Here is a 19,776-nt window from a genome sequence, read left to right on the forward strand (position 1 = left end):
TATACCGACAATTCCTACTACAATTAAAAAGCTAAATAATATTATTGCAGGTTCCATATATTACCTCCTTGTTCTTTTATATAACTCAAATCCCATAATTAACATGATGACTGTAGATATGATTCCTAATATCAGTATCAATATCTTATCTTCCGTTAAATCCAATAAGGTACTTAATACCACTCCTGCGAAAACCAACTTGGCAATGTCTATGAAAAAGTCTCCAAGCTTTTCTTTGGTGGATATCGTTTCTGACTTTCCGAAATTCCTCATAATTTTTGATTTTGATTATTTAATATCTAAGCGCAAATATAGGTAATCTTTTATGGATATACAAATAAAGAAGGCGGACTTCAAAAATATTCCGCCTTCTCTTAATGTTCTGTATTACTTTTTATAATCCGCTAAAATCAACCCCATTGAAAAGCAAGGAAGGGATTCGCCAGCTGGAGGATAGGCGGGGGTCGTTTCCGACTTCCGCTAGGTTACTCCATAGGGAGAGCATATTACCCGTGGCGTTCATCTCGGAGATCGGTTGGGATAGCTTGCCTCTCTCGATCAAGAAACCTTCCACGCCATACGAGAAATCGCCAGTCGTGCTATTGCAGTTTCCACCGTTGAAGCCGGTCACCAATATACCTTTGTCGATAGAGGCGATCAATCCGTCCAGATCCTTATCACCATTCCGCATGGTAAGAATCGAGGGAGAGCCGATCGTTTGTTCCATGCCCATCTTGTTGGCGGAATACGTATCGATATAATACGTTTTCAATATACCCTGCTCGAATACCGGAAGACGTTTCGTGGCAACACCCTCGCTATCGAAATAACGTGCGCCGGAAGCCTTTACCAAATGAGGCTCATCTATCAAGGTCATCTTGTCGCTCGCTACCTTTTGGTCGATCTTATCCAACAAGAAAGAGTTCTTTTGCTGGATGGAGGAACCGTAAATGGCTCCGATTACTGGAGAAAGCAGACGACTGGAGTTCATGTTATCCACGATCATGGTATATTTACCGGACGCCACTTTCCGCTGTCCCAGTTTTCGAAGCACCCGTTCCAGCGCTTTCGTACCGATACCGGTCTTCACCAGCTCGTCATAATACAAGGAAGAGTCGTACCAATAAGACTCGGGACGGGCGTCGCCCTCCCCACGGATGCTGACACTCCCCACCAAGCCATAAGAGGAACCGGAAGCCTCGCCTTCGAAACCGTTGCTGGCTACCATGTACTTAAAGTCCTTCTCGTCGCTGTAGGAAGCGTTGGCGGAGATGATCCGGTCGTCCTTGCCCATGATCTCCTCACAGACGCTCATGGCCAACGCTACCTTGTCGTCCGGTTGCACGGAGTCGAAATTCGGGTCGACCAATCGCAAGTCCGCCGCCCCACCTTTATAATACAAGGAAGCGTCCGGCAGCGTGCGAGCCTTGTCCTCGGCGAGGAAACGAGTGGCGGCGATACCATCCTTGATGAACTTCTCCAGCTCTTTCTTATCCAAGCGATTGGTAGAGTAGGAGCCGTAACGGCCGTCCACGAACAAATGAACCACCATGCTGTTCTCGGACGCCTGTTGCAGACGGTCTATTTTCATATCCCGTATCTCAAACGAACTGCTGGAACCATTGTAAAGCGTGACACGTGAAGATTGGCAACCATTCTTCAAGGCATATTCCATGGCCCATTGAGCCAATTTCTTATTTTCGTTTGTTATCATATTAGTTTTCTCCTCCTACTGTAAGTTTGCTGACTAAAGCCGACGGCATACCGCAGGTTACCGGGCAAGACTGTCCATCCTTACCGCAGGTCCATGTGCCGTTATCCATTTTATAATTATTACCCACCATCGTGATATCCGCCAACGCTTTCGGGCCGTTACCGATGATATTGATATCCTTGATAGGTTGGGTAAGCTTGCCGTTCTCGATCAAGTAACCATCCTTCACGAAGAAGGTAAAATCGCCCGCGCCGATCTGTACCTGCCCGTTCGTGAAGTTGGCGGCATAGATACCTTTCTTTACGGTAGAGATGATCTCCTCTTCCGTCACGTTTCCCGCTTCCATATAAGTGGCACGCATACGGGGGATAGGCATCTGACGGAAAGACTCCCGGCGGCCATTGCCCGTAGAGGGGATGCCGTAATGTTTCGCGCTGATACGATCGTGCAGATAACTGGTCAAGACTCCCTCCCGTACGATATAGGTTTTTTGTCCGTCCACACCCTCGTCATCGATATTGACCGAGCCCCGGTTGAAAGGAATCGTGCCGTCGTCCACCACGTTGATATGCTCGTTACAAACTTTCTTGTTCAGTTGATCAGAGAAAATAGAGGTGTTCTTACGGTTGAAATCTGCCTCGAAAGCATGGCCGATCGCCTCGTGCAATAAGATGCCAGAGCCACCGGCACCCATGACAACGGGCATTTCCCCGCCTTTAGGCTTGATCGCCTGAAATAAGATAGAGGTCTTATCCACCGCCTCTTGGGCAAGCTCGTCGATCAGGTCGTCCGTCAGGAATTCCGCTCCCATACGAAAAGCCCGTGCGGCGTACGAGTTCTCGATCTTCCCGTTATCCTCCATAATACAGACGGCACTCAAAGCACTCATCGGGCGATAATCGTAATAAATCTGCCCTTCCGAGTTACAGAATAAGATATGAGAGGTCGTGTCTCCCAAAGAGGCCATCACCTTGGTGACCCGCTTGTCCTTGGCGAAGATCTGATCGTTCAGTTTCTGCAAGAAAGGCATCTTGTCATTAATGGCTATCTCGTCCCAAGGTGTTTGTACGCTATAGAAATTGTTCGTATGCTTTTCTTCCGTTAAGTTGATAGGAGCGGTATTCGCTGATCCGGTGGCGATCCGTGCGGCCGTACGAGCCGCCTTCAGCATCTCGTCCAAGCTGACGTTCTCCACGTAGGCATATCCCGTTTGGTCGCCGGACAAAACACGTACGCCCATCCCAAAATCGATGTTAGATGAGGCACGGTTTACGGCACCATCCTGCAACCCCACGTTGTTCCTGTATGAATGCTCAAAAAACAAATCGGCATAATCCCCGCCTTTCTCCAAGGCTGCTGCCAATACTTTCCTCAAATCCCCCTCACTCACCTTGAAATAATTCATGGCGAATGAAATACCGGCTGCTTTATCACTCTCACTACCGGTGCAACTTCCTAGTAGGGAAGGAGCCGCTAATGTTCCAAGCATAACCATACTTCCTGTTTTAATGAAATCACGTCTGTTAATATTCATGTTGTTGTTGTTTAGCCCAATCCATCACGTTTGCGGGTGGACGTTGATTCAATAACTCTTTTTTCATAAAATCCATGTAAGGAGCTACGTGCTTGAAGAATTTCTTGTATCCCTTACATAGATAATTTAGTCCCGGTTCTCCATTCGGCGTATGGAGGAACCGGTTTTTCGGGCATTCCCCATGGCAAGCGAAAAGATATTCGCATTCCTTGCATTGCGTAGGGAGCTTATCTTCTTTATCCGTTCCAAACTTTTGTTGTACCGGACTGTACATCATCTCCGTTAATGTCTTTGTTTGGATATTCCCGAGTTTGTATTCCGGGAATACGAAATGGTCGCAAGCATATACGTCGCCATTGAACTCCATTACCCCGGCGTGACCGCAATGGCGGGCCAAGGAGCAGACCCCGGGTTGCTCGCCTACCCAGTTGGCCAAGGTGGAATCGAATAATTGGATGTAGAACTTGCCGACATCCTCTTTCAGCCACTCGTCGAACAAGGCGCAAAGGAAATCCCCCCATTTCTCGCTATCTACCGAGAACGGAGCTAGCTCGATCGCAGCGTCTTGTTCCTCGGGAGAAGATAGCTTGGTACCTTCCTTGTGCCGGCCGATACGCTCCACGATCGGGGCGAATTGGATGAAACGGCAATCCAGTTCCTTGAAGAAATTATAGAATTCCAGCGGATAATCCACGTTATAATCATTCACGACGGCCATGGCGTTATATTCTACCCCATGTTTTTTCAGCAACTCGATTCCCTTCATCACCTTATAGAAAGAGGGGAGTCCCTGCCGGTTCCTACGGTATTCGTCGTGGAACTCTTGCGGGCCATCGATAGATACACCCACCAAGAAATTATTTTCCTTGAAAAATTGGCACCACTCATCATTCAATAGGGTACCATTGGTTTGGATACAGTTATCTATTTGCCGTCCTCCCGCATACTTACGCTGCAACTCCAAGGCTTTTTTATAGAAGCTGATCGGCCGCATCAGCGTCTCGCCTCCATGCCATGTAAACAAGACTTCTTGCATGGTTTGGCATTCCATGTATTCCTTGATGAACTTCTCGAGTATCTGATCCGTCATGATGTGATTCTTCACGTCCGGATAGAACTTACTTTTCTCAAGGTAATAACAATACTCGCATGCCAAATTACAAACAGAACCAACCGGTTTCAACATGATGTAGACCGGCTTGGCGAAAGGGGAAATATAGGAACTATTCATGGTATACTATTAGATATTACATTTCTATTTCAACTCGAACTCGCTAAGCACGATTTTTTGTTTTAGCTCGCTGAACGTTTGATCTGACTTAGTCAGTGTACGGAAGGTATATTTATCCCCGTATGTGGAAAGTACCTTTTCCATCTCATTTTCTCCGATCAGGAAATAACCTTTGGCGGGTGTTTCTTTATCGAAGTCATGGAAGATATTTCCCATATAGAAGTTTAACCCGTACAGATTCCGATAAATCCGAAGGTTATTTACGACATATACATTCTTTTTATTCAATGGATATTCTTTCAGGATACGTTCAGCGAAAACACGGCAAGAATCCCCTTCACGAATACCTCTCATAATGACACCATCAATTAATAAATTAACCGAGAATGTCAAGGCTATCGTAGCGTAGAGAATCTTGATATTTATTTTCTTGAACATCTGGTAATAGACCGTTCCTAATATCAATAGATTTATGAAGATAATACAGATCGTAAGCGTACTGGGGTGAACTAATACTTTTGATACCATTTGTACCATGTCCAAGGTCGATGCGTTTTGTGTATATTGACCGACGATACCAACAGGATCAATAATACTGAATACCGTAAGCAAGATCGCTATCATGACGACACTTACTACGGAAGCTAAAAAGGCAGCGAATACCCGAGTTACTTTCGTACGGTATTCTGTAATATATAAGGCATACTGAGCCAAGAACAAGGCAATGAACGGATAAGCCGGCATTAAATATACGCTTCGTTTACTGGAAGGGATCGAATAGAAGAAAAGGATGCCGACTAAAGCAACCAAACTAAATAAACGAACTTTTTCCATGGAGCGGATACGTTTCCACGTATTCTTTAAGATCTCTTTAATAGGTTGCTCAGGCTTACTAAGTTTCAGCCCGAATAAAGAGAAGAAAAAGAAAATAGTCCAAGGTATAAAGCCTGCCGCCAACGTCATGAAATTGTACCAAACACCATTCTCATGCCCCAGATCATAGGAAATTTCAGGAGTGTTTAGGTGTAAGAAACGAGCGAAATTCTCCGCTAATACGACATTAAGGAACTCATCTCCACCCTGCTTCCATGCAGCGGTATACCACAACATCGGTAGGAATAAAGAGGAAATTCCCGCATATAATAAAGTCTTGAATATGGTGAGATAACTGTATTGACCTAACATTAATAGATAAATGCCGAATACGAATAGGGGCAATACTACGCCTACCGGTCCTTTGGTCAGAACGGCGCATCCTAATAATAAAGGTATGAATATGGGAAGTCCTTTCAGCTCTAATTTATCTTCCCATCGATATAGCTGGAAAAGCCCTATGACGATGAAAGTAGTGAGCAACATATCCACCCGAGTCGTCATGGCCGCCCGATGTATCTCTACGCAGGTGACCAATAGGAGGGTCGCTATGAATGCCTCCTGAAACTTTACGATTCGTTTACCGAAAAAGACCAATACGAACCCGATCAAGGTAATAAAGGCTAAAGCCGATGGCAAGCGGGAGGTGAACTCGGAAACATATCCCTGTGGATAGGAGAAAGCAGCCATTAACCAATGCGCCATCGGTGGCTTAAAAGCGAACTCGTTCGCGTAAGATTGTGGCAAGACCCAATTACCTGTCTCGAGCATGGAGATCGCTACAGCCGCTTCCCGAGGTTCCCCTTTGGTGGAAAAGTCGCCGAGGCCAATCCAAGGTAACACAGATATAATACAGATTACTACCATCATGGTTACCGGCTTTTGCAAGTAAAGATATTGAAGTGTAGGTGTACGCATATGACAATTAATATATAGGGCTTTGGCCCATTAATGTTATAAAACAGTTTGCAAAAGAACAATTTTTTATGGACTTTCCCCGCATTTTTAGAAACTTTTTATGTGCCCAATGAATGTTTGATAGCCTTTCGTATCGCTTCCGCATCCTCCTTGTTTTCCTTTAATATGGAGAGAATCAGGTTTAAATAACTCTCTTTGTTACTGATACCGCAGATCGCGCATAGGCGGCTCTGTGGTAACATCCCTTTTTGATTATAAACACGGAGGATGCTTTTGTAGTTCTCCGTTTCTATATAAGACTCGAACTCTTCTTTTATGTTTTTGTATATTTCTTCCGCATGGATGTTCAGACGGATACTCTCTACATGTTCGGTTAATTGCTCCACCGTCGTTATCTTGCGATCAACGGTAGTCTCCAGTTTTTTACGGACTTGATGTTTGGCATGAAGGATTACTTGCGAATCCAGTTCTTTTTGGAAAAGACGTACTACGTTTTCTTTCACTTGCTTGAAAACATCGTCCGGATCTTTCATCAACCGTTTGGCGACCGTCTTGATCACATCCTCTATCATCAATAGGTTCTCCACTTCCGCTACGTCCGGTACATAAATATGTTGTTCCCGTAGATAGTTTATTTCTCCTTGCGTACGCCTATCACGATCTACGATACCTTTGCTATCTAATGTATGGAAGTCTTTCAGTTGGCCGAACGCTTTGGTTGTCTCGATTACTTTTTGGCAACCACCCATCGGTTTCACCAAATAATCGGGGAATATGAAGGGGTAAAGCTTGCTGTCGATACTGTTCGTGTCGGTCCCTTCGATAAACAAGATCGGTTTCCGGCTGCCAAGTATTTCCATATATACTTCTTCTGGAAAACTTTCATTACTCTCGATCAACTCGTAATCCCATACGGAATGATCTGCGTCGTAAGAACGAATCCAGATCCGTTTGCTGTCGGAGCGGGAGGTGGCGAAATCAATGTCATGTGTGAGATAAACAAACGTACAGTCCGGGCGTATCGCCTCAATCTCGTCCCAAAGCTGGTTCTTTATGGAGTTGTGGAGAAGGGTTTCCGGCTCTTCGATCACGAGCAAGGCGTTCGGGCATGCGCATAATGCGGCCCCAATCAAGTAGAACACCAGTTTCTCGCTATCGCTCATGCGTCCGGCGGTATAGGAATTTGAATCACGCCCCGTGGATACAAGCTCGATAAATCCCGACTTTCGTATCAGACGATTATGCGGAAACATCTTTTCCCAGATCGCTTGTATAATATCTATCTTGGTGATCGGAGGATCTACTTCGTTATTAGTCTTGCAGGCTTCCTTGAAATTGACTGCCGCCTCGAACTCCTCGCTCTGGAGTTGCAAAATCAGTTTCTCGTATTCAGAAATACGTGGCATGAACAGTCGTTCTTTGATCATAGACTGTAAACGTGCGAATTCATTGGAGGCCGATAATTTAGATTCGTCATCGCTGATGAATAAGGCATGTATACCGGATATTCTTTTCGCTTGACCCGCATATCTCTCCAATAAATCTCTGCCAAAAGAGCTTTTCCCCGCACCGTTCGCTCCGATCACGACTAATATCTTCGTGTCTAGCATGATGGGATGTGTCACATTAACTTTCGTTGGGAGTGTTAGTTCCATACATGTTATTGATTAGGTTTTCAAAGATAAGCTTTTTCTTTGAAAGTTCGCACGAGACCTGAAAAATAAAGTGCCTTTCCCGAAACATCCTTAAAGACGGGAAAGGCGCTTTTATTAAAACCTTAGCAGAGTTTTTTCTTATTTGCTCTTCTCCAAGATAACTCGAGCGAGGCGAGCTTGTATTTGCATTAATGTATTAACATCCTCGTTCTCGAAATTGATGTCAGCTACTTTTAAACTTCTTTTGGAGACTACCGGAGCCGATTTAGCAGCCATTAATTCTTGTACTAATTCATCTACTTGCTCTTTGATTTTCTCTGCCTTTTTTGAATAATCTACTGTACGTGCCATAGTTCTTTTGATATTTTATTTTATGAATACTATCGCAAAGATAATTACATTTTTATAATACACATAATAAAACGTAAATATTCTGTGCTATTTTTACGAAAAAGTCCGAGCTGCAATATTTTCGCAGCCCGGACTAGGTAATTATCGAGATGAATGTGTGTTATGCTTTTGTCGTATTCGTCTCGGATACGTCATTTTTTACTTCCCAATGGAACGGTTCGAATTCAGTGTTCGGATCTACCCAAGATGCTTTCTTAGACGCATAGATAATAAACGGTGCCGCAACGACAACAATTACACCGATGAAGAGAACGGCGAACCAAACCGTATTATTTCCTGTAGAAATCTGGCTAGGAGGAATGAAACTTAATACGAACGCTAATAAGGAACCACAGAATCCTAAACCTCCGATCAACCACATCAAGCCATTGCCACCTTTTCCGATACGGAAAGGACGACCTGCCTTTTTCATCTTATAACGTAATGCGATCGCTCCGGAGAACATCAACATATACATTATTAAATATAAGATCACCGTAAGCTGTGATAAGATCTGATAAAAGCTTTGTACGGATGGCATTACCACGAATAATAAGCTAAGAAGTGTAACAGCCGCTCCTTGGATATAAAGGATGTTTTTCTGTACGCCGATCTTATTGGTCTTCTGGAAGAACGGGGGCAGATAACCTGCTTTACCAACTGCGAATATACCTTTGGAAGGACCAGCGACCCATGTCAATACTCCTGCTAATACGCCAAATGCCAAAGCGATAGCGATAATTGGAGATAACCATGAGGCATGAATGTACTTGAAGTAATTGTCGAATCCCACTAATAAACTTTGCGTAAGATTGATGTCTTTCTCTGGGATAATAATACCCAACGCAAAAGTTCCTAGTACGAAGATTACAACGGTGATCAAGGCACCGATAAATACAGCTTTCGGATAGTTTTTAGAAGGATTGTCGACGTCTTTCACGTGAATACCGCCCATTTCCATACCTGCGTAAAAAAGGAAGATACTTGCGGCTAAGACTAAGTTGTCGAATTTACTGAAGTCGGGGAAGAAGTTACTGTGGAAATCCATATTGGAATGCCCGCCAGTCGCTAGGTATACGATACCTAAAATGATGAGTAACGCCGCCGGGATGATAGTACCTACCATACCTCCAATTTTCGCTACTTTTCCAACCCAACTCAATCCCTTTAGTGAGATAAATGTAGCCAGCCAATAAATAATTAACACGATCGCTAACGTGTAGTATTTGTTATTCGCCAGCAGCATATCTTCGGGATGATCCATACCGATGAAGGCGATGGATACGGCTCCAAAAGTTAATACTGTCGGATACCAGATCGTACTTTCAATCCATTGAACCCAGATAGCCAGAAAGCCTAGACGTTTTCCATAGGCCTCACCTACCCAACGGAATACACCACCTTGTTTGTCTTGGAACATTGCCGCTAATTCCGCTGCCACCAAAGAGGTCGGGATTAAGAATACGATTGCCGCGAATAAGTAATAGAAAGCCGAACTTAGTCCGTATACGGCTTCTGCTGGCAGTCCGCGTAAAGATACTACTGCCGTCACGTTCATGATTGCTAGGGTAAACACACCTAGCTTTACTGTCTTGTTGATATTTGCCATAGATTTATGTTTTAAAAATGAGAATTACTTCTCTCGTTTAAGTCTGAGTTTATAACAGCGAATCAAAGAAGATGTTTTGTTTTTGCTACGTAAAACTTGGTTAATTAACACATTTCGCTGTTTAAACAAATGGTATATGAGGTTTGTTGTCATAAACCAAAATGAAAAGGATTATAATTAAATAAATAGTAACGCTTATGAAAATGGCCGTATTTGATTTCGCATTGAGAAAGAAGGGGGTATATGGTGTGTTACATATCATTATACTATTGTTGTCGCTGTTCTTGGTTATCAGTATCTCCATCGATACATTTAAGAATATTCCCTTTTACACGCAAACTTCTTATAAGAAGATTCAATTATGGATCTGTTTGTTTTTTCTTTTCGATTTTGTTTTGGAACTTTTCCTATCGAAAGATAAATTACGTTATTTGCGAACGCACTTTATTTTCTTGCTTGTAGCGATCCCTTACCAAAATATAATAGAATATTATCATATTATCACCTCACCCGAGCTTAGTTATTTCTTACGTTTCGTTCCTTTGGTACGGGGCGGGTATGCGTTGGCGATCGTGGTGGGATGGTTGTCGTATAATAAGGCATCCGGCTTGTTTGTTTCTTACTTGACGATGTTGTTGGCCACGGTTTATTTCTCAAGTCTTATATTTTTTGTCTTGGAGCATAAGGTGAACCCGTTGGTGGCTAATTATGGGGACGCTCTATGGTGGGCGTTTATGGATGTGACGACGGTTGGCTCTAACATATCCGCTATTACGGTTACGGGACGAGTCCTCTCAGTCGTATTGGCTGCTTTGGGCATGATGATGTTTCCAATATTTACGGTATATGTGACAAGCCTTGTCCAAAAAAGTAACGAGGAGAAAAAGAGGTTTTATGAGAACATACAGGCTCCTTCTCCCCAGCCAGAGGTGAAGGATAAATAGAAACCCTGGTTCCTTACGGTGGATACTGCGAGGTCTTCCCGTAGGGAACAAACAGGCTGGAGGAAGTGGCTGAGATTACACTATGATTTGCTGGAAAGTTTGATTGGCTTCTGTTTTTTTCGTATCTTTACGGCCCCTAAAACCAGATAGGTAAAAGATGATAAAAGATAAGCAGGCATTGGAAGGCGGGCGCATATCCATACTTGGCGCACGTGTTCATAATCTGAAGAATATAGATGTAGAGATTCCGAGGAATAAGTTGACGGTGATTACCGGCATGAGTGGTAGCGGCAAGTCATCATTGGCGTTCGATACGATTTTCGCTGAGGGACAAAGGCGGTATGTGGAGACATTCTCGGCTTACGCCCGGAATTTCTTAGGGAATATGGAGAGACCCGATGTGGATAAGATAACGGGTCTGAGTCCGGTTATCTCCATTGAGCAAAAGACAACCAATAAGAATCCTCGTTCCACCGTCGGTACGACTACCGAGATCTATGACTTTTTCCGTTTGCTTTACGCTAGGGCGGGAGAGGCCTATTCCTATTTGAGCGGGGAGAAGATGGTGAAATATACCGAGGATCAAGTCTTACGGCTGATCTTGGATGAGTACAACGGGAAAAAAACGTATCTCTTGGCTCCGTTGGTCCGTAATCGTAAGGGGCACTATAAGGAACTTTTCGAGCAGATACGTAAAAAAGGATATCTGAACGTCCGTGTCGATGGCGAGTTGAAAGAGATCTTCCATGGGATGAAGCTGGATCGTTATAAGATGCACAGCATCGAGGTGGTGATCGATAAAATGATTGTCTCCGAGGCAGACGAGCGTCGTTTGAAAGAGAGCTTGAAGATCGCCATGAAGCAAGGCGATGGCCTTGTGCTGATACTGGATGCCGAGACTAACGAGGTTCGCCATTATAGTCGTCGCTTGATGGACCCGGTGACCGGATTGTCTTACAGTGAGCCGGCTCCGCATAATTTCTCGTTCAACTCCCCTCAAGGAGCGTGTCCGAAATGTAAAGGCTTAGGACAGGTCAATTTGTTGGATATGGACAAGATCGTTCCCGATCCATCCTTAAGTATATATAGCGGTGGCATCGTCGCTTTGGGTAAATATAAGAATTCGTTGATATTCTGGCAGATCGAGGCGCTTTGCCAAAAGCATGGCGTGACGATCAAGACGCCTATACGGGATATTCCCGAGGAGGCGATGGACGAGATCATGAACGGTACGGACGAGCGGTTGCAGATCAAGAATGACTCGTTAGGATCGTCTAACTATTTCTTGTCGTATGAGGGAGTCGCCAAGTATATCTTGATGCAACAGGAGAGCGAGGCATCCGCCTCGGCGCAGAAATGGGCGGGACAATTCATCAAGATGGCCACTTGTCCGGAATGTAACGGCTGGCGGTTGAATAAGGAGGCGTTGAGCTACCGGATAGCGGGAAAGAATATCGCCGAGTTGTCGGCCATGGATATCTCGGAATTATACGAGTGGCTGGAGGGTATCGAGGAGAAGCTGGACCCGAAACAGCTTCGGATCGCTACGGAGATATTGAAGGAGATACGCTCCCGCCTGCGCTTCTTGCTGGATGTGGGATTGGATTATCTTTCCATGAACCGGGGTTCCGCTACCTTGTCCGGTGGCGAGAGCCAGCGTATCCGTTTGGCTACCCAGATCGGAAGCCAATTGGTGAACGTACTTTATATATTGGATGAGCCGAGTATCGGTTTGCACCAGCGGGACAACGTCCGTCTGATTAACTCCTTGAAGCAATTGCGTGATACGGGAAACTCCGTGATCGTCGTGGAGCATGATAAGGATATGATGCTGAGTGCCGATTACGTGGTGGATATGGGGCCTAAAGCGGGCCGTCTGGGGGGTGAGGTCGTTTTTGAGGGAACGCCCAAGGAGATGCTGCGTGTAGATACCTTGACCTCTTCCTATCTGAATGGAAACACGGAGATAGCCGTTCCTGCCGAGCGTCGGAAAGGCAACGGGCAGTTTATTACGATCAAGGGAGCCAGCGGCAATAACCTGAAGCATGTGGACGTGTCTTTCCCCTTGGGTACTCTTATTTGCGTCACGGGTGTGTCGGGTAGCGGAAAGTCTACCTTGATAAACCGCACGCTGCAACCGATCTTGAGCCAGCATTTCTATCGCTCGCTGGAAGACCCCTTGGCATACGACGCCATCGAGGGAATCGAGCATGTCGATAAGATCGTGAATGTGGATCAATCTCCGATCGGTCGTTCCCCCCGGAGCAACCCAGCTACCTATACGGGGGTATTCTCGGATATCCGGAATCTGTTCGTGGAACTTCCGGAATCGAAGGTGAGAGGGTATAAACCGGGACGTTTCTCTTTTAACGTATCGGGCGGACGGTGCGAGACCTGTAAGGGAAATGGCTATAAGACGATCGAGATGAATTTCCTTCCGGACGTGCTGGTGCCTTGCGAGGATTGTCACGGCAAGCGATATAACCGGGAAACCCTAGAGGTTCGTTTTCGTGGGAAATCAATTGCGGATATCTTGGATATGACGATTAATATGGCAGTGGAGTTCTTCGAGAATATCCCGACTATCTTATCCAAGATCAAGGTCCTGCAGGATGTAGGTCTGGGATATATCAAGTTGGGGCAACCCTCTACTACCTTATCCGGTGGCGAGAGCCAACGTGTCAAGCTGGCTACCGAGCTGGCGAAGCGGGATACGGGAAAGACGCTTTATGTATTGGATGAACCTACCACCGGTCTGCACTTCGAGGATATCCGGGTCTTGCTGGGGGTATTGAACAAGTTGGTGGATAAAGGCAACACGATCATCGTTATCGAACATAACCTCGATGTTATCAAAAGCGCCGATTACTTGATCGATATGGGCCCCGAGGGCGGTCGCCGTGGAGGTAACGTCCTTTTCACAGGGACTCCGGAGGCTTTAGCGAAGAGTGGTGTCGGGTTTACGGCTCCGTTCTTGAAAGAAGAGTTAGATATAGCAAATAAGAAAAAATGAAGAATCCTATACAAATGATCAAGCAGTGCGTGGAGAAGGAGGAACCTTACTTCGTGCTGAGAGGGCAGGACGTATGTGCGTTGGCTGCCATAGAGACCTATTATGAGGAGGTGAGGAATAAGGTGAAAGATCCTTATTTCATCGAGGAGATCGAAGAGATCATGAAAGATTTCCGGGCGTACCGGGAGGAAGTGTCTAACACTAAAATACCGGATTGATTTATGGCAGACGACAGTTACAAGACCATCAAGCAAGTAGCCGAGGGATATTATACCGAGAAGCGCAGCCGCTTTATCTCGTATGCTATCCCCGTGCGTACGGTAGAAGAGGTGAAGGAGCAACTGGAGAAATACCGTAAACAATATTATGATGCCCGCCATGTATGCTGGGCGTATATGTTAGGTCCAGAGCGGCAGACGTTCCGGGCCAACGATGACGGGGAGCCTTCTTCCACGGCCGGGAAACCGATCCTCGGACAGATCAACTCGAATGAGCTGACCGATTTATTGATTGTCGTAGTACGTTACTTTGGTGGGATCGAGTTAGGGACCAGCGGGCTGATCGTCGCTTATCGCACGGCCGCCGCTGAGGCTATCTCCGCCGCAGAGATCGAGGAACGTACGGTAGACGAGGACATCACGGTCGTTTTCGAATACCCATACCTGAACGGGATCATGCGTATCGTAAAAGAGGATAACCCCGCTATCATCTCACAGAAGTTCGAGATGGATTGCGAGATGACGCTTCGTATCCGTAAAGGAGAGGCTGAACGCCTCAAAAATCGTTTGTTAAAGGTTGAGACCGCTTATCTAAAAGAGTAGCAAGCGATCAACTAATTCAATTTTCAATTGTTTTTTGTAGAGACAAGGCTCATGAGGAACCCTGCCCCTGCATTTTATTGTGTAAATATTAATATAGTTTTATCTGAATGAAAAAAGTTCTTTTATTCTCTCTTTTTCTAGTGTTGGGTTTGGTCGTGTCGCAAATGCTTCCCGCTATGGTGGGGGAACAGTATTCGCTGGTAAAGACGATCTCTAATACATTTTTGTTTATTTGCCTAGCGTTTATCATGATTAATGTGGGGCGTGAGTTCGAGATTGATAAGACCCGGTGGAAGTCTTATACCGAAGATTATTTCATAGCGATGGCTACGGCTGCGTTTCCGTGGATATTCGTGGCTTTATATTATATGTTTGTCTTGCTTCCGGGCGATTTATGGGGAAGTTGGGACGCTTGGAAGGAGAACCTGTTGCTAAGCCGGTTCGCCGCACCTACCTCGGCGGGTATCTTGTTTACGATGTTGGCCGCCGCCGGGCTAAAAGCCTCTTGGGTATATAAGAAAGTACAGGTATTGGCGATCTTCGACGACTTGGATACGATCCTGTTGATGATCCCGTTGCAAATCATGATGATCGGCTTGCGCTGGCAATTGGGAGTCATTATTCTGGTTGTGGTATTGCTCTTGATCCTGGGCTGGAAGAAAATGGGATATTATAATGTACGTCAAGACTGGAAAGCCATCTTGTTCTATGCCGTCGTGACGTTTGGTATCACGCAAGTGATTTATCTGGTATCGAAACATATGTACGGGGAGGAGGCTAGCATCCATATCGAGGTACTTTTACCTGCGTTTGTCGTAGGTATGATCATGCGGCATAAGCATATCGATACCAAGATCGAGCATCAAGTGTCCGATTTTATCTCTTATCTCTTTATGTTCCTTGTCGGAGTGAGCATGCCGGTGTTTATGGGCGTGGATTTCGCTCAGCAAGCGGCGGAAGTAACTACGGTGACAGGCGCACAGCCGATGATGTCATGGTCGATGATCGCTTTACACGTCGTAATCGTCTCATTCTTATCCAATATCGGTAAACTATTTCCTTTGTTTTTCTACCGTGACCGGATGAAACGGGAGCGTTTGGCGCTGTCTATCGGTATGTTTACCCGTGGAGAGGTAGGAGCCGGCGTTATTTTCATAGCCTTGGGATATGGATTAGGTGGCCCGATGTTGATAATTTCTGTGTTAACTATTGTGTTTAATTTAATTTTAACTGGTATCTTTGTCATCTGGGTAGAGAAACTCACACGCAGCGCTTATAACCTGGAGCAAGCAGGAAAAGCCAAAGCAGTCAATTAATAGAAAAAACACTTGAAGGTATTTCAAGATGATATTCCGTTTCCCTCCCAAGAGGGAAACGGGAATAGTCATAGTACGATCAATTGTTGAAGACCTTCATCTAACTTATTATTTATGGACCGTACGATTAATGTTATCCTTAAACCGTTGCGTCGCTTCGCTATACAGAAGCCGAACGCCAGTCTTTTACTATTTGCCGCCACCATCATCGCTATGGTCTTGGCCAATTCGCCTTGGGCACATAAGTATCATTTATTATTAGCTTTTCCAATCGATCTGCAAGCCGGGCAGTTTAACTTCTTCGCGCATCACGGGGAGACCATGTCTATGCTGGCTTTCGTGAACGACGCCCTTATGGCGGTTTTCTTTTTCGTGATCGGTCTGGAGATCAAGCAAGAGGTATTGATCGGTGAGTTGAGTTCCGTGAGGAAGGCGCTATTGCCTATTATCGCCGCCTGTGGTGGAATGATCGTGCCGGTCTTATTTTATATGTTAGTATGTAATACGCCTCCCGAGGTAAACGGGGCGGCTATTCCGATGGCTACGGATATCGCTTTCGCCTTGGCCGTATTGGGCTTGTTGGGGAAGCGGGTGCCGTTGAGCATGCGTATCTTCTTGACCGCCTTGGCTGTGGTGGATGATATTGGAGGTATCATAATTATCGCCCTGTTTTATAGCGGGCATATCGCTTTCGAGCCTTTGTTGATATCCCTGATAGTCCTCGCTTTGTTGTATGTGGGAGGAAAGTTCCGGGTACACAACCGATTGTTTTTCTATATCGGTGGCTTTATCGTTTGGTTGCTATTTCTGGAGTCAGGAATCCATCCGACAATCGCCGGCGTGTTGATCGCCTTTACGGTTCCTGCCCGTCCGGTTGTTAAGCTAGATGATTTCACGTGTGATATGACCGGGTATTTGAATATGCTGGACTATACCGAGGTTCGTCAGTCCCGTAAAGCGGAAGTGCTTACGCCTACACAAATTCAGGTATTGAATAACATCCATACGTTGGCGGATAAAACGATCAGTCCGTTGCAGACCATCGCTGATAAGTTGCATCCTTTGGTAAACTATGTGATACTTCCTTTATTCGCTTTCGTGAATGCCGGTGTGACATTCGGGGATATCCAACCCCAGACATTAGTTAATGTTCCGTTGGCAGTGTTCGTGGGCCTATTTGTAGGAAAGACATTAGGTATATTCTCTTTCTCCTACTTGTTCGCGTGTACGCCATTTGCCTCCATGCCTACAGGGATGAGCAAGCGTAATTTATTTGGAGTATCCATGTTGGGAGGAATCGGTTTCACGGTCGCTTTGTTTATAGCGAATCTTTCCTTTGACGGCAGTACGGCGGCGGGTGCCGATCTCTTGAATCAGGCGAAGCTGGGTGTATTCACGGGATCGTTTATATCCGGTCTTTGCGGTTATCTGGTATTGAAATGGGTTTTACCTAAAGAAAAAGTGGAAACGATCTAAATAAAAAGGCAGTCCGGCAAGGACTGCCTTTTACATTATATTATGCCGTAACTAAAGTTTCGTGAGATCTTGTTGCCATGTAATATATGATTTGATAATTGAGCACGCCTTCTTAAACCTCTTTGGATTTGTTGAATAGCGAGCCGATCCATAATAACAAAATAGCTCCGACCGTAGAGGTTATCAAGCTCCCTAAGATACCACCGGCCGATATGCCTAGTAAGCTGAATACCCAGCCACCCAATACACCTCCAATAATACCTAGGATCAAATTAACAATGACCCCGAAACCTCCTCCACGCATAATCTTACCAGCCAGATAGCCGGCAACGATACCGATGATAATAGACCAAATAAATCCCATAACGAATAGTTTTATATTTTATTTAAAAGTTCTGATGCTTTGTATTTAAACACATCCGAAAAGTCTTTGGTTGCGTTTTGTACCTCTTTTTAACGAATCATTCCAAAAGATCTAGCGAATCTATGAAGGATTCATAGACGGGATGGTTCAATTGAAAGACAATCGCTTCGAAAGGACGGAGCGTGATATCTTTTTGAGGCGCCATATGACTTCGGTCCCCGTAATTGTCCAATAGGACGTGTGCGTTACTCATATCTATCCCCGGAGTGGAGATTGCCGCCTTGGGGGAGAAATTGAGCATAATCAGATAAGTGTCGGCCCCAGTCTTGCGTAAGAAGGTATAGGATTGGGGATTCTCCGCATCCAGCAAATGATAACTGCCATAAATCAAACTCGGATTCTCCTTACGGAAACTGACTACTTTCTTAAAATAATTAAGTATGGAGGTCGGATCTTTTTCTTCGTCCGCTACGTTTATCCAAGTATAATCCGGATTTACCTTTAACCAAGGGGTTCCTGCCGTAAATCCCGCTTCCGGCGAGCGATCCCATTGGAAAGGAGTGCGGGCGTTGTCTCGTCCGGTCTCTTTCTGTTCGTCCAATACCGCCTGCGGATCTTTACCCTCTGCTTTCGCTTTCTTATAGCGGTTGATCGTATCGATATCGTTATAATCCTCGATACGGTCGAACCGAATGTTACGCATACCTATCTCGTCCCCGGCGAACCAATAAGGCGTTCCTCTCATCGTAAGCAGAAAAGTAATAAGCATCTTGGCGGACAAGGCCCTGAACTCATCCTTATCGCTACCAAAGCGACTGACCATACGGGGCTGGTCATGATTACCCAAGTAGATCGAGGGCCAACCCTTATCTACCGCCTTATCCCATTCCGTAAACATCTTCTTTAGGGCGATCAAGCTATAGTCTATACCGGATTCCGGATTGTCCGGTAGGGTTGTATTCCGGATACGGGCGGCGTCGAAATGATAAAGCATATTCAACTCTTCCCGGGCCGGATCGACAAATTTAGCGACATCATCTACCATCACGGCCGAACCTTCTCCAACACTCATACAATCGTATTTGCTTAATACCTGCCGATTCATCTCGTGAAGATAGAGGTGCAGGCGAGGCTCTTTGGCATAGAAAGAAAATATATCCGGATATTTCTTGGAATCTATGAGAGGGAATGAGGGATCTTTGGCGATAAGAGAGATGGAATCCATGCGAAAACCGTCTATCCCTTTATCGAACCAGAAGCGCATCATATCGAAAATCTCTTGGCGTACCTCCGGGTTCTCCCAATTTAAGTCGGGTTGTTTCCGGGAGAAATAATGCAGGTAATACGAGTCGGTTGACTTGTTATACGTCCAAGCGTTGCCTTCCTCGTCGAAATAGCTGAGGCGCAAGGGAGGCTCACCTTTCTCGGCCGGCCACCAATGGTAATAATTATAATAGGGATTATGTCTGGATTTACGGGCTTCCTCGAACCAAGGATGCTCGTCGCTGGTATGGTTTACTACCAAGTCCAGTACCAGTCGCATCTCCCGTTTATGAATCTCTTTCAGGAGGCGGTCGAAATCTTCCATCGTACCGAATTCTCTCATGATTTCCCGATAGTCGCTGATGTCGTAACCATTATCATCGTTGGGAGAGAGAAAGATCGGGTTTAACCAGATGATATCCACACCCAAGCTTTGTATATAATCCAAGCGGGAGGTGATACCGTTTAAGTCACCGATTCCGTCGCCATCGCTGTCCTGAAAGCTACGGGGATAGATTTGGTATATAATCGCTTCTTTCCACCAAGTCTTTTGAATGTCCTCTTGACCGGACGTACTCTCTGTAACATGCTTTGAATCCATCTTATTATTCTTTAGTTTTTTACTATAACAAAAGGATGTGGTGGTTAGTTTCAG

The 19,776-nt window shown here is 45.3% G+C and carries 16 protein-coding genes; 6 read left to right on the top strand and 10 right to left on the bottom strand.

Features of this window, described 5'->3' with window-relative positions; translation table 11 throughout:
- Window positions 1-60: 60 nt before the first annotated feature.
- The 8 genes from DW205_RS22825 to gadC all read right to left on the bottom strand — a co-directional run bounded on the left by DW205_RS22825 (window position 61) and on the right by gadC (window position 9,924).
- A complete protein-coding gene (locus DW205_RS22825) occupies window positions 61-273 on the bottom strand; it encodes a DUF6722 family protein (RefSeq protein ID WP_005862702.1) in 213 nt (70 codons plus the stop codon).
- A gap of 121 nt (window positions 274-394) precedes the next feature.
- A complete protein-coding gene (locus DW205_RS08705) occupies window positions 395-1,714 on the bottom strand; it encodes a TldD/PmbA family protein (protein WP_005862700.1) in 1,320 nt (439 codons plus the stop codon).
- A 1-nt stretch (window position 1,715) separates the two neighbouring features.
- Window positions 1,716-3,248: a TldD/PmbA family protein gene (locus DW205_RS08710; RefSeq protein WP_008772291.1), complete on the bottom strand. Its 1,533-nt coding sequence runs from the start codon at window positions 3,246-3,248 to the stop codon at window positions 1,716-1,718.
- Complete coding sequence (locus DW205_RS08715) at window positions 3,238-4,479, bottom strand: anaerobic sulfatase-maturation protein (protein WP_005862697.1); 1,242 nt, start codon at window positions 4,477-4,479, stop codon at window positions 3,238-3,240. Before DW205_RS08715 ends, DW205_RS08710 begins: the two co-directional genes overlap by 11 nt.
- Window positions 4,480-4,503: 24 nt before the next feature.
- Window positions 4,504-6,270 (bottom strand): glycosyltransferase family 39 protein, encoded by a 1,767-nt coding sequence (locus tag DW205_RS08720; protein ID WP_005862695.1) that lies wholly within the window; start codon window positions 6,268-6,270, stop codon window positions 4,504-4,506.
- A gap of 98 nt (window positions 6,271-6,368) precedes the next feature.
- A complete protein-coding gene (locus DW205_RS08725) occupies window positions 6,369-7,925 on the bottom strand; it encodes a DUF4435 domain-containing protein (RefSeq protein ID WP_005862693.1) in 1,557 nt (518 codons plus the stop codon).
- A 138-nt stretch (window positions 7,926-8,063) separates the two neighbouring features.
- On the bottom strand, window positions 8,064-8,276 hold the full coding sequence (locus tag DW205_RS08730; protein WP_005857296.1) for a hypothetical protein: 213 nt from the start codon (window positions 8,274-8,276) through the stop codon (window positions 8,064-8,066).
- A gap of 160 nt (window positions 8,277-8,436) precedes the next feature.
- Window positions 8,437-9,924 carry a putative glutamine/gamma-aminobutyrate antiporter GadC gene (gene gadC / locus DW205_RS08735; protein WP_005857294.1) on the bottom strand — a complete coding sequence of 496 codons (1,488 nt, stop codon included), beginning with the start codon at window positions 9,922-9,924 and terminating at the stop codon, window positions 8,437-8,439.
- A gap of 197 nt (window positions 9,925-10,121) precedes the next feature.
- Between gadC and DW205_RS08740 the strand changes: the two genes are divergently transcribed.
- The 6 genes from DW205_RS08740 (at window position 10,122) to nhaA (ending at window position 17,494) form a co-directional block, all read left to right on the top strand.
- Entirely contained in the window at window positions 10,122-10,868 is a 747-nt protein-coding gene (locus DW205_RS08740; protein ID WP_005862690.1) for a potassium channel family protein, read from the top strand.
- Between the two features lie 157 nt (window positions 10,869-11,025).
- On the top strand, window positions 11,026-13,881 hold the full coding sequence (gene uvrA / locus DW205_RS08745; protein ID WP_005862688.1) for an excinuclease ABC subunit UvrA: 2,856 nt from the start codon (window positions 11,026-11,028) through the stop codon (window positions 13,879-13,881).
- On the top strand, window positions 13,878-14,099 hold the full coding sequence (locus tag DW205_RS08750) for a hypothetical protein (RefSeq protein ID WP_005857287.1): 222 nt from the start codon (window positions 13,878-13,880) through the stop codon (window positions 14,097-14,099). Before uvrA ends, DW205_RS08750 begins: the two co-directional genes overlap by 4 nt.
- A gap of 3 nt (window positions 14,100-14,102) precedes the next feature.
- A complete protein-coding gene (locus DW205_RS08755) occupies window positions 14,103-14,702 on the top strand; it encodes a YigZ family protein (RefSeq protein ID WP_005862686.1) in 600 nt (199 codons plus the stop codon).
- Between the two features lie 107 nt (window positions 14,703-14,809).
- Entirely contained in the window at window positions 14,810-16,018 is a 1,209-nt protein-coding gene (locus DW205_RS08760; RefSeq protein WP_005862684.1) for a cation:proton antiporter, read from the top strand.
- Between the two features lie 114 nt (window positions 16,019-16,132).
- Window positions 16,133-17,494, top strand: a complete 1,362-nt coding sequence (nhaA, locus tag DW205_RS08765) for a Na+/H+ antiporter NhaA (protein WP_005862682.1) — start codon at window positions 16,133-16,135, stop codon at window positions 17,492-17,494.
- A 112-nt stretch (window positions 17,495-17,606) separates the two neighbouring features.
- Here the strand turns inward: nhaA and DW205_RS08770 are convergent, their stop codons facing one another.
- Together DW205_RS08770 and DW205_RS08775 are read right to left on the bottom strand one after the other, a co-directional pair.
- Window positions 17,607-17,858, bottom strand: coding sequence for a GlsB/YeaQ/YmgE family stress response membrane protein (locus DW205_RS08770; RefSeq protein WP_005857281.1), 252 nt, complete (start codon window positions 17,856-17,858; stop codon window positions 17,607-17,609).
- A gap of 97 nt (window positions 17,859-17,955) precedes the next feature.
- Window positions 17,956-19,722, bottom strand: coding sequence for an alpha-glucosidase (locus DW205_RS08775; RefSeq protein ID WP_005862680.1), 1,767 nt, complete (start codon window positions 19,720-19,722; stop codon window positions 17,956-17,958).
- Between the last annotated feature and the right edge of the window lie 54 nt (window positions 19,723-19,776).

The sequence above is a fragment of the Parabacteroides sp. AM17-47 genome, assembly GCF_003434625.1.
GTDB lineage: Bacteria > Bacteroidota > Bacteroidia > Bacteroidales > Tannerellaceae > Parabacteroides > Parabacteroides distasonis.

What these genes read in the sequence shown, in the direction of transcription:
- DW205_RS22825 (WP_005862702.1), bottom strand. Translation starts at nt 273, where the DNA reads ATGAGGAATTTCGGAAAGTCAGAAACGATATCCACCAAAGAAAAGCTT.
- DW205_RS08705 (WP_005862700.1), bottom strand. Translation starts at nt 1,714, where the DNA reads ATGATAACAAACGAAAATAAGAAATTGGCTCAATGGGCCATGGAATAT.
- DW205_RS08760 (WP_005862684.1), top strand. Translation starts at nt 14,810, where the DNA reads ATGAAAAAAGTTCTTTTATTCTCTCTTTTTCTAGTGTTGGGTTTGGTC.
- nhaA (WP_005862682.1), top strand. Translation starts at nt 16,133, where the DNA reads ATGGACCGTACGATTAATGTTATCCTTAAACCGTTGCGTCGCTTCGCT.
- DW205_RS08770 (WP_005857281.1), bottom strand. Translation starts at nt 17,858, where the DNA reads ATGGGATTTATTTGGTCTATTATCATCGGTATCGTTGCCGGCTATCTG.
- DW205_RS08710 (WP_008772291.1), bottom strand. Translation starts at nt 3,248, where the DNA reads ATGAATATTAACAGACGTGATTTCATTAAAACAGGAAGTATGGTTATG.
- DW205_RS08740 (WP_005862690.1), top strand. Translation starts at nt 10,122, where the DNA reads ATGAAAATGGCCGTATTTGATTTCGCATTGAGAAAGAAGGGGGTATAT.
- DW205_RS08730 (WP_005857296.1), bottom strand. Translation starts at nt 8,276, where the DNA reads ATGGCACGTACAGTAGATTATTCAAAAAAGGCAGAGAAAATCAAAGAG.
- DW205_RS08775 (WP_005862680.1), bottom strand. Translation starts at nt 19,722, where the DNA reads ATGGATTCAAAGCATGTTACAGAGAGTACGTCCGGTCAAGAGGACATT.
- DW205_RS08725 (WP_005862693.1), bottom strand. Translation starts at nt 7,925, where the DNA reads ATGGAACTAACACTCCCAACGAAAGTTAATGTGACACATCCCATCATG.
- gadC (WP_005857294.1), bottom strand. Translation starts at nt 9,924, where the DNA reads ATGGCAAATATCAACAAGACAGTAAAGCTAGGTGTGTTTACCCTAGCA.
- DW205_RS08715 (WP_005862697.1), bottom strand. Translation starts at nt 4,479, where the DNA reads ATGAATAGTTCCTATATTTCCCCTTTCGCCAAGCCGGTCTACATCATG.
- DW205_RS08750 (WP_005857287.1), top strand. Translation starts at nt 13,878, where the DNA reads ATGAAGAATCCTATACAAATGATCAAGCAGTGCGTGGAGAAGGAGGAA.
- uvrA (WP_005862688.1), top strand. Translation starts at nt 11,026, where the DNA reads ATGATAAAAGATAAGCAGGCATTGGAAGGCGGGCGCATATCCATACTT.
- DW205_RS08720 (WP_005862695.1), bottom strand. Translation starts at nt 6,270, where the DNA reads ATGCGTACACCTACACTTCAATATCTTTACTTGCAAAAGCCGGTAACC.
- DW205_RS08755 (WP_005862686.1), top strand. Translation starts at nt 14,103, where the DNA reads ATGGCAGACGACAGTTACAAGACCATCAAGCAAGTAGCCGAGGGATAT.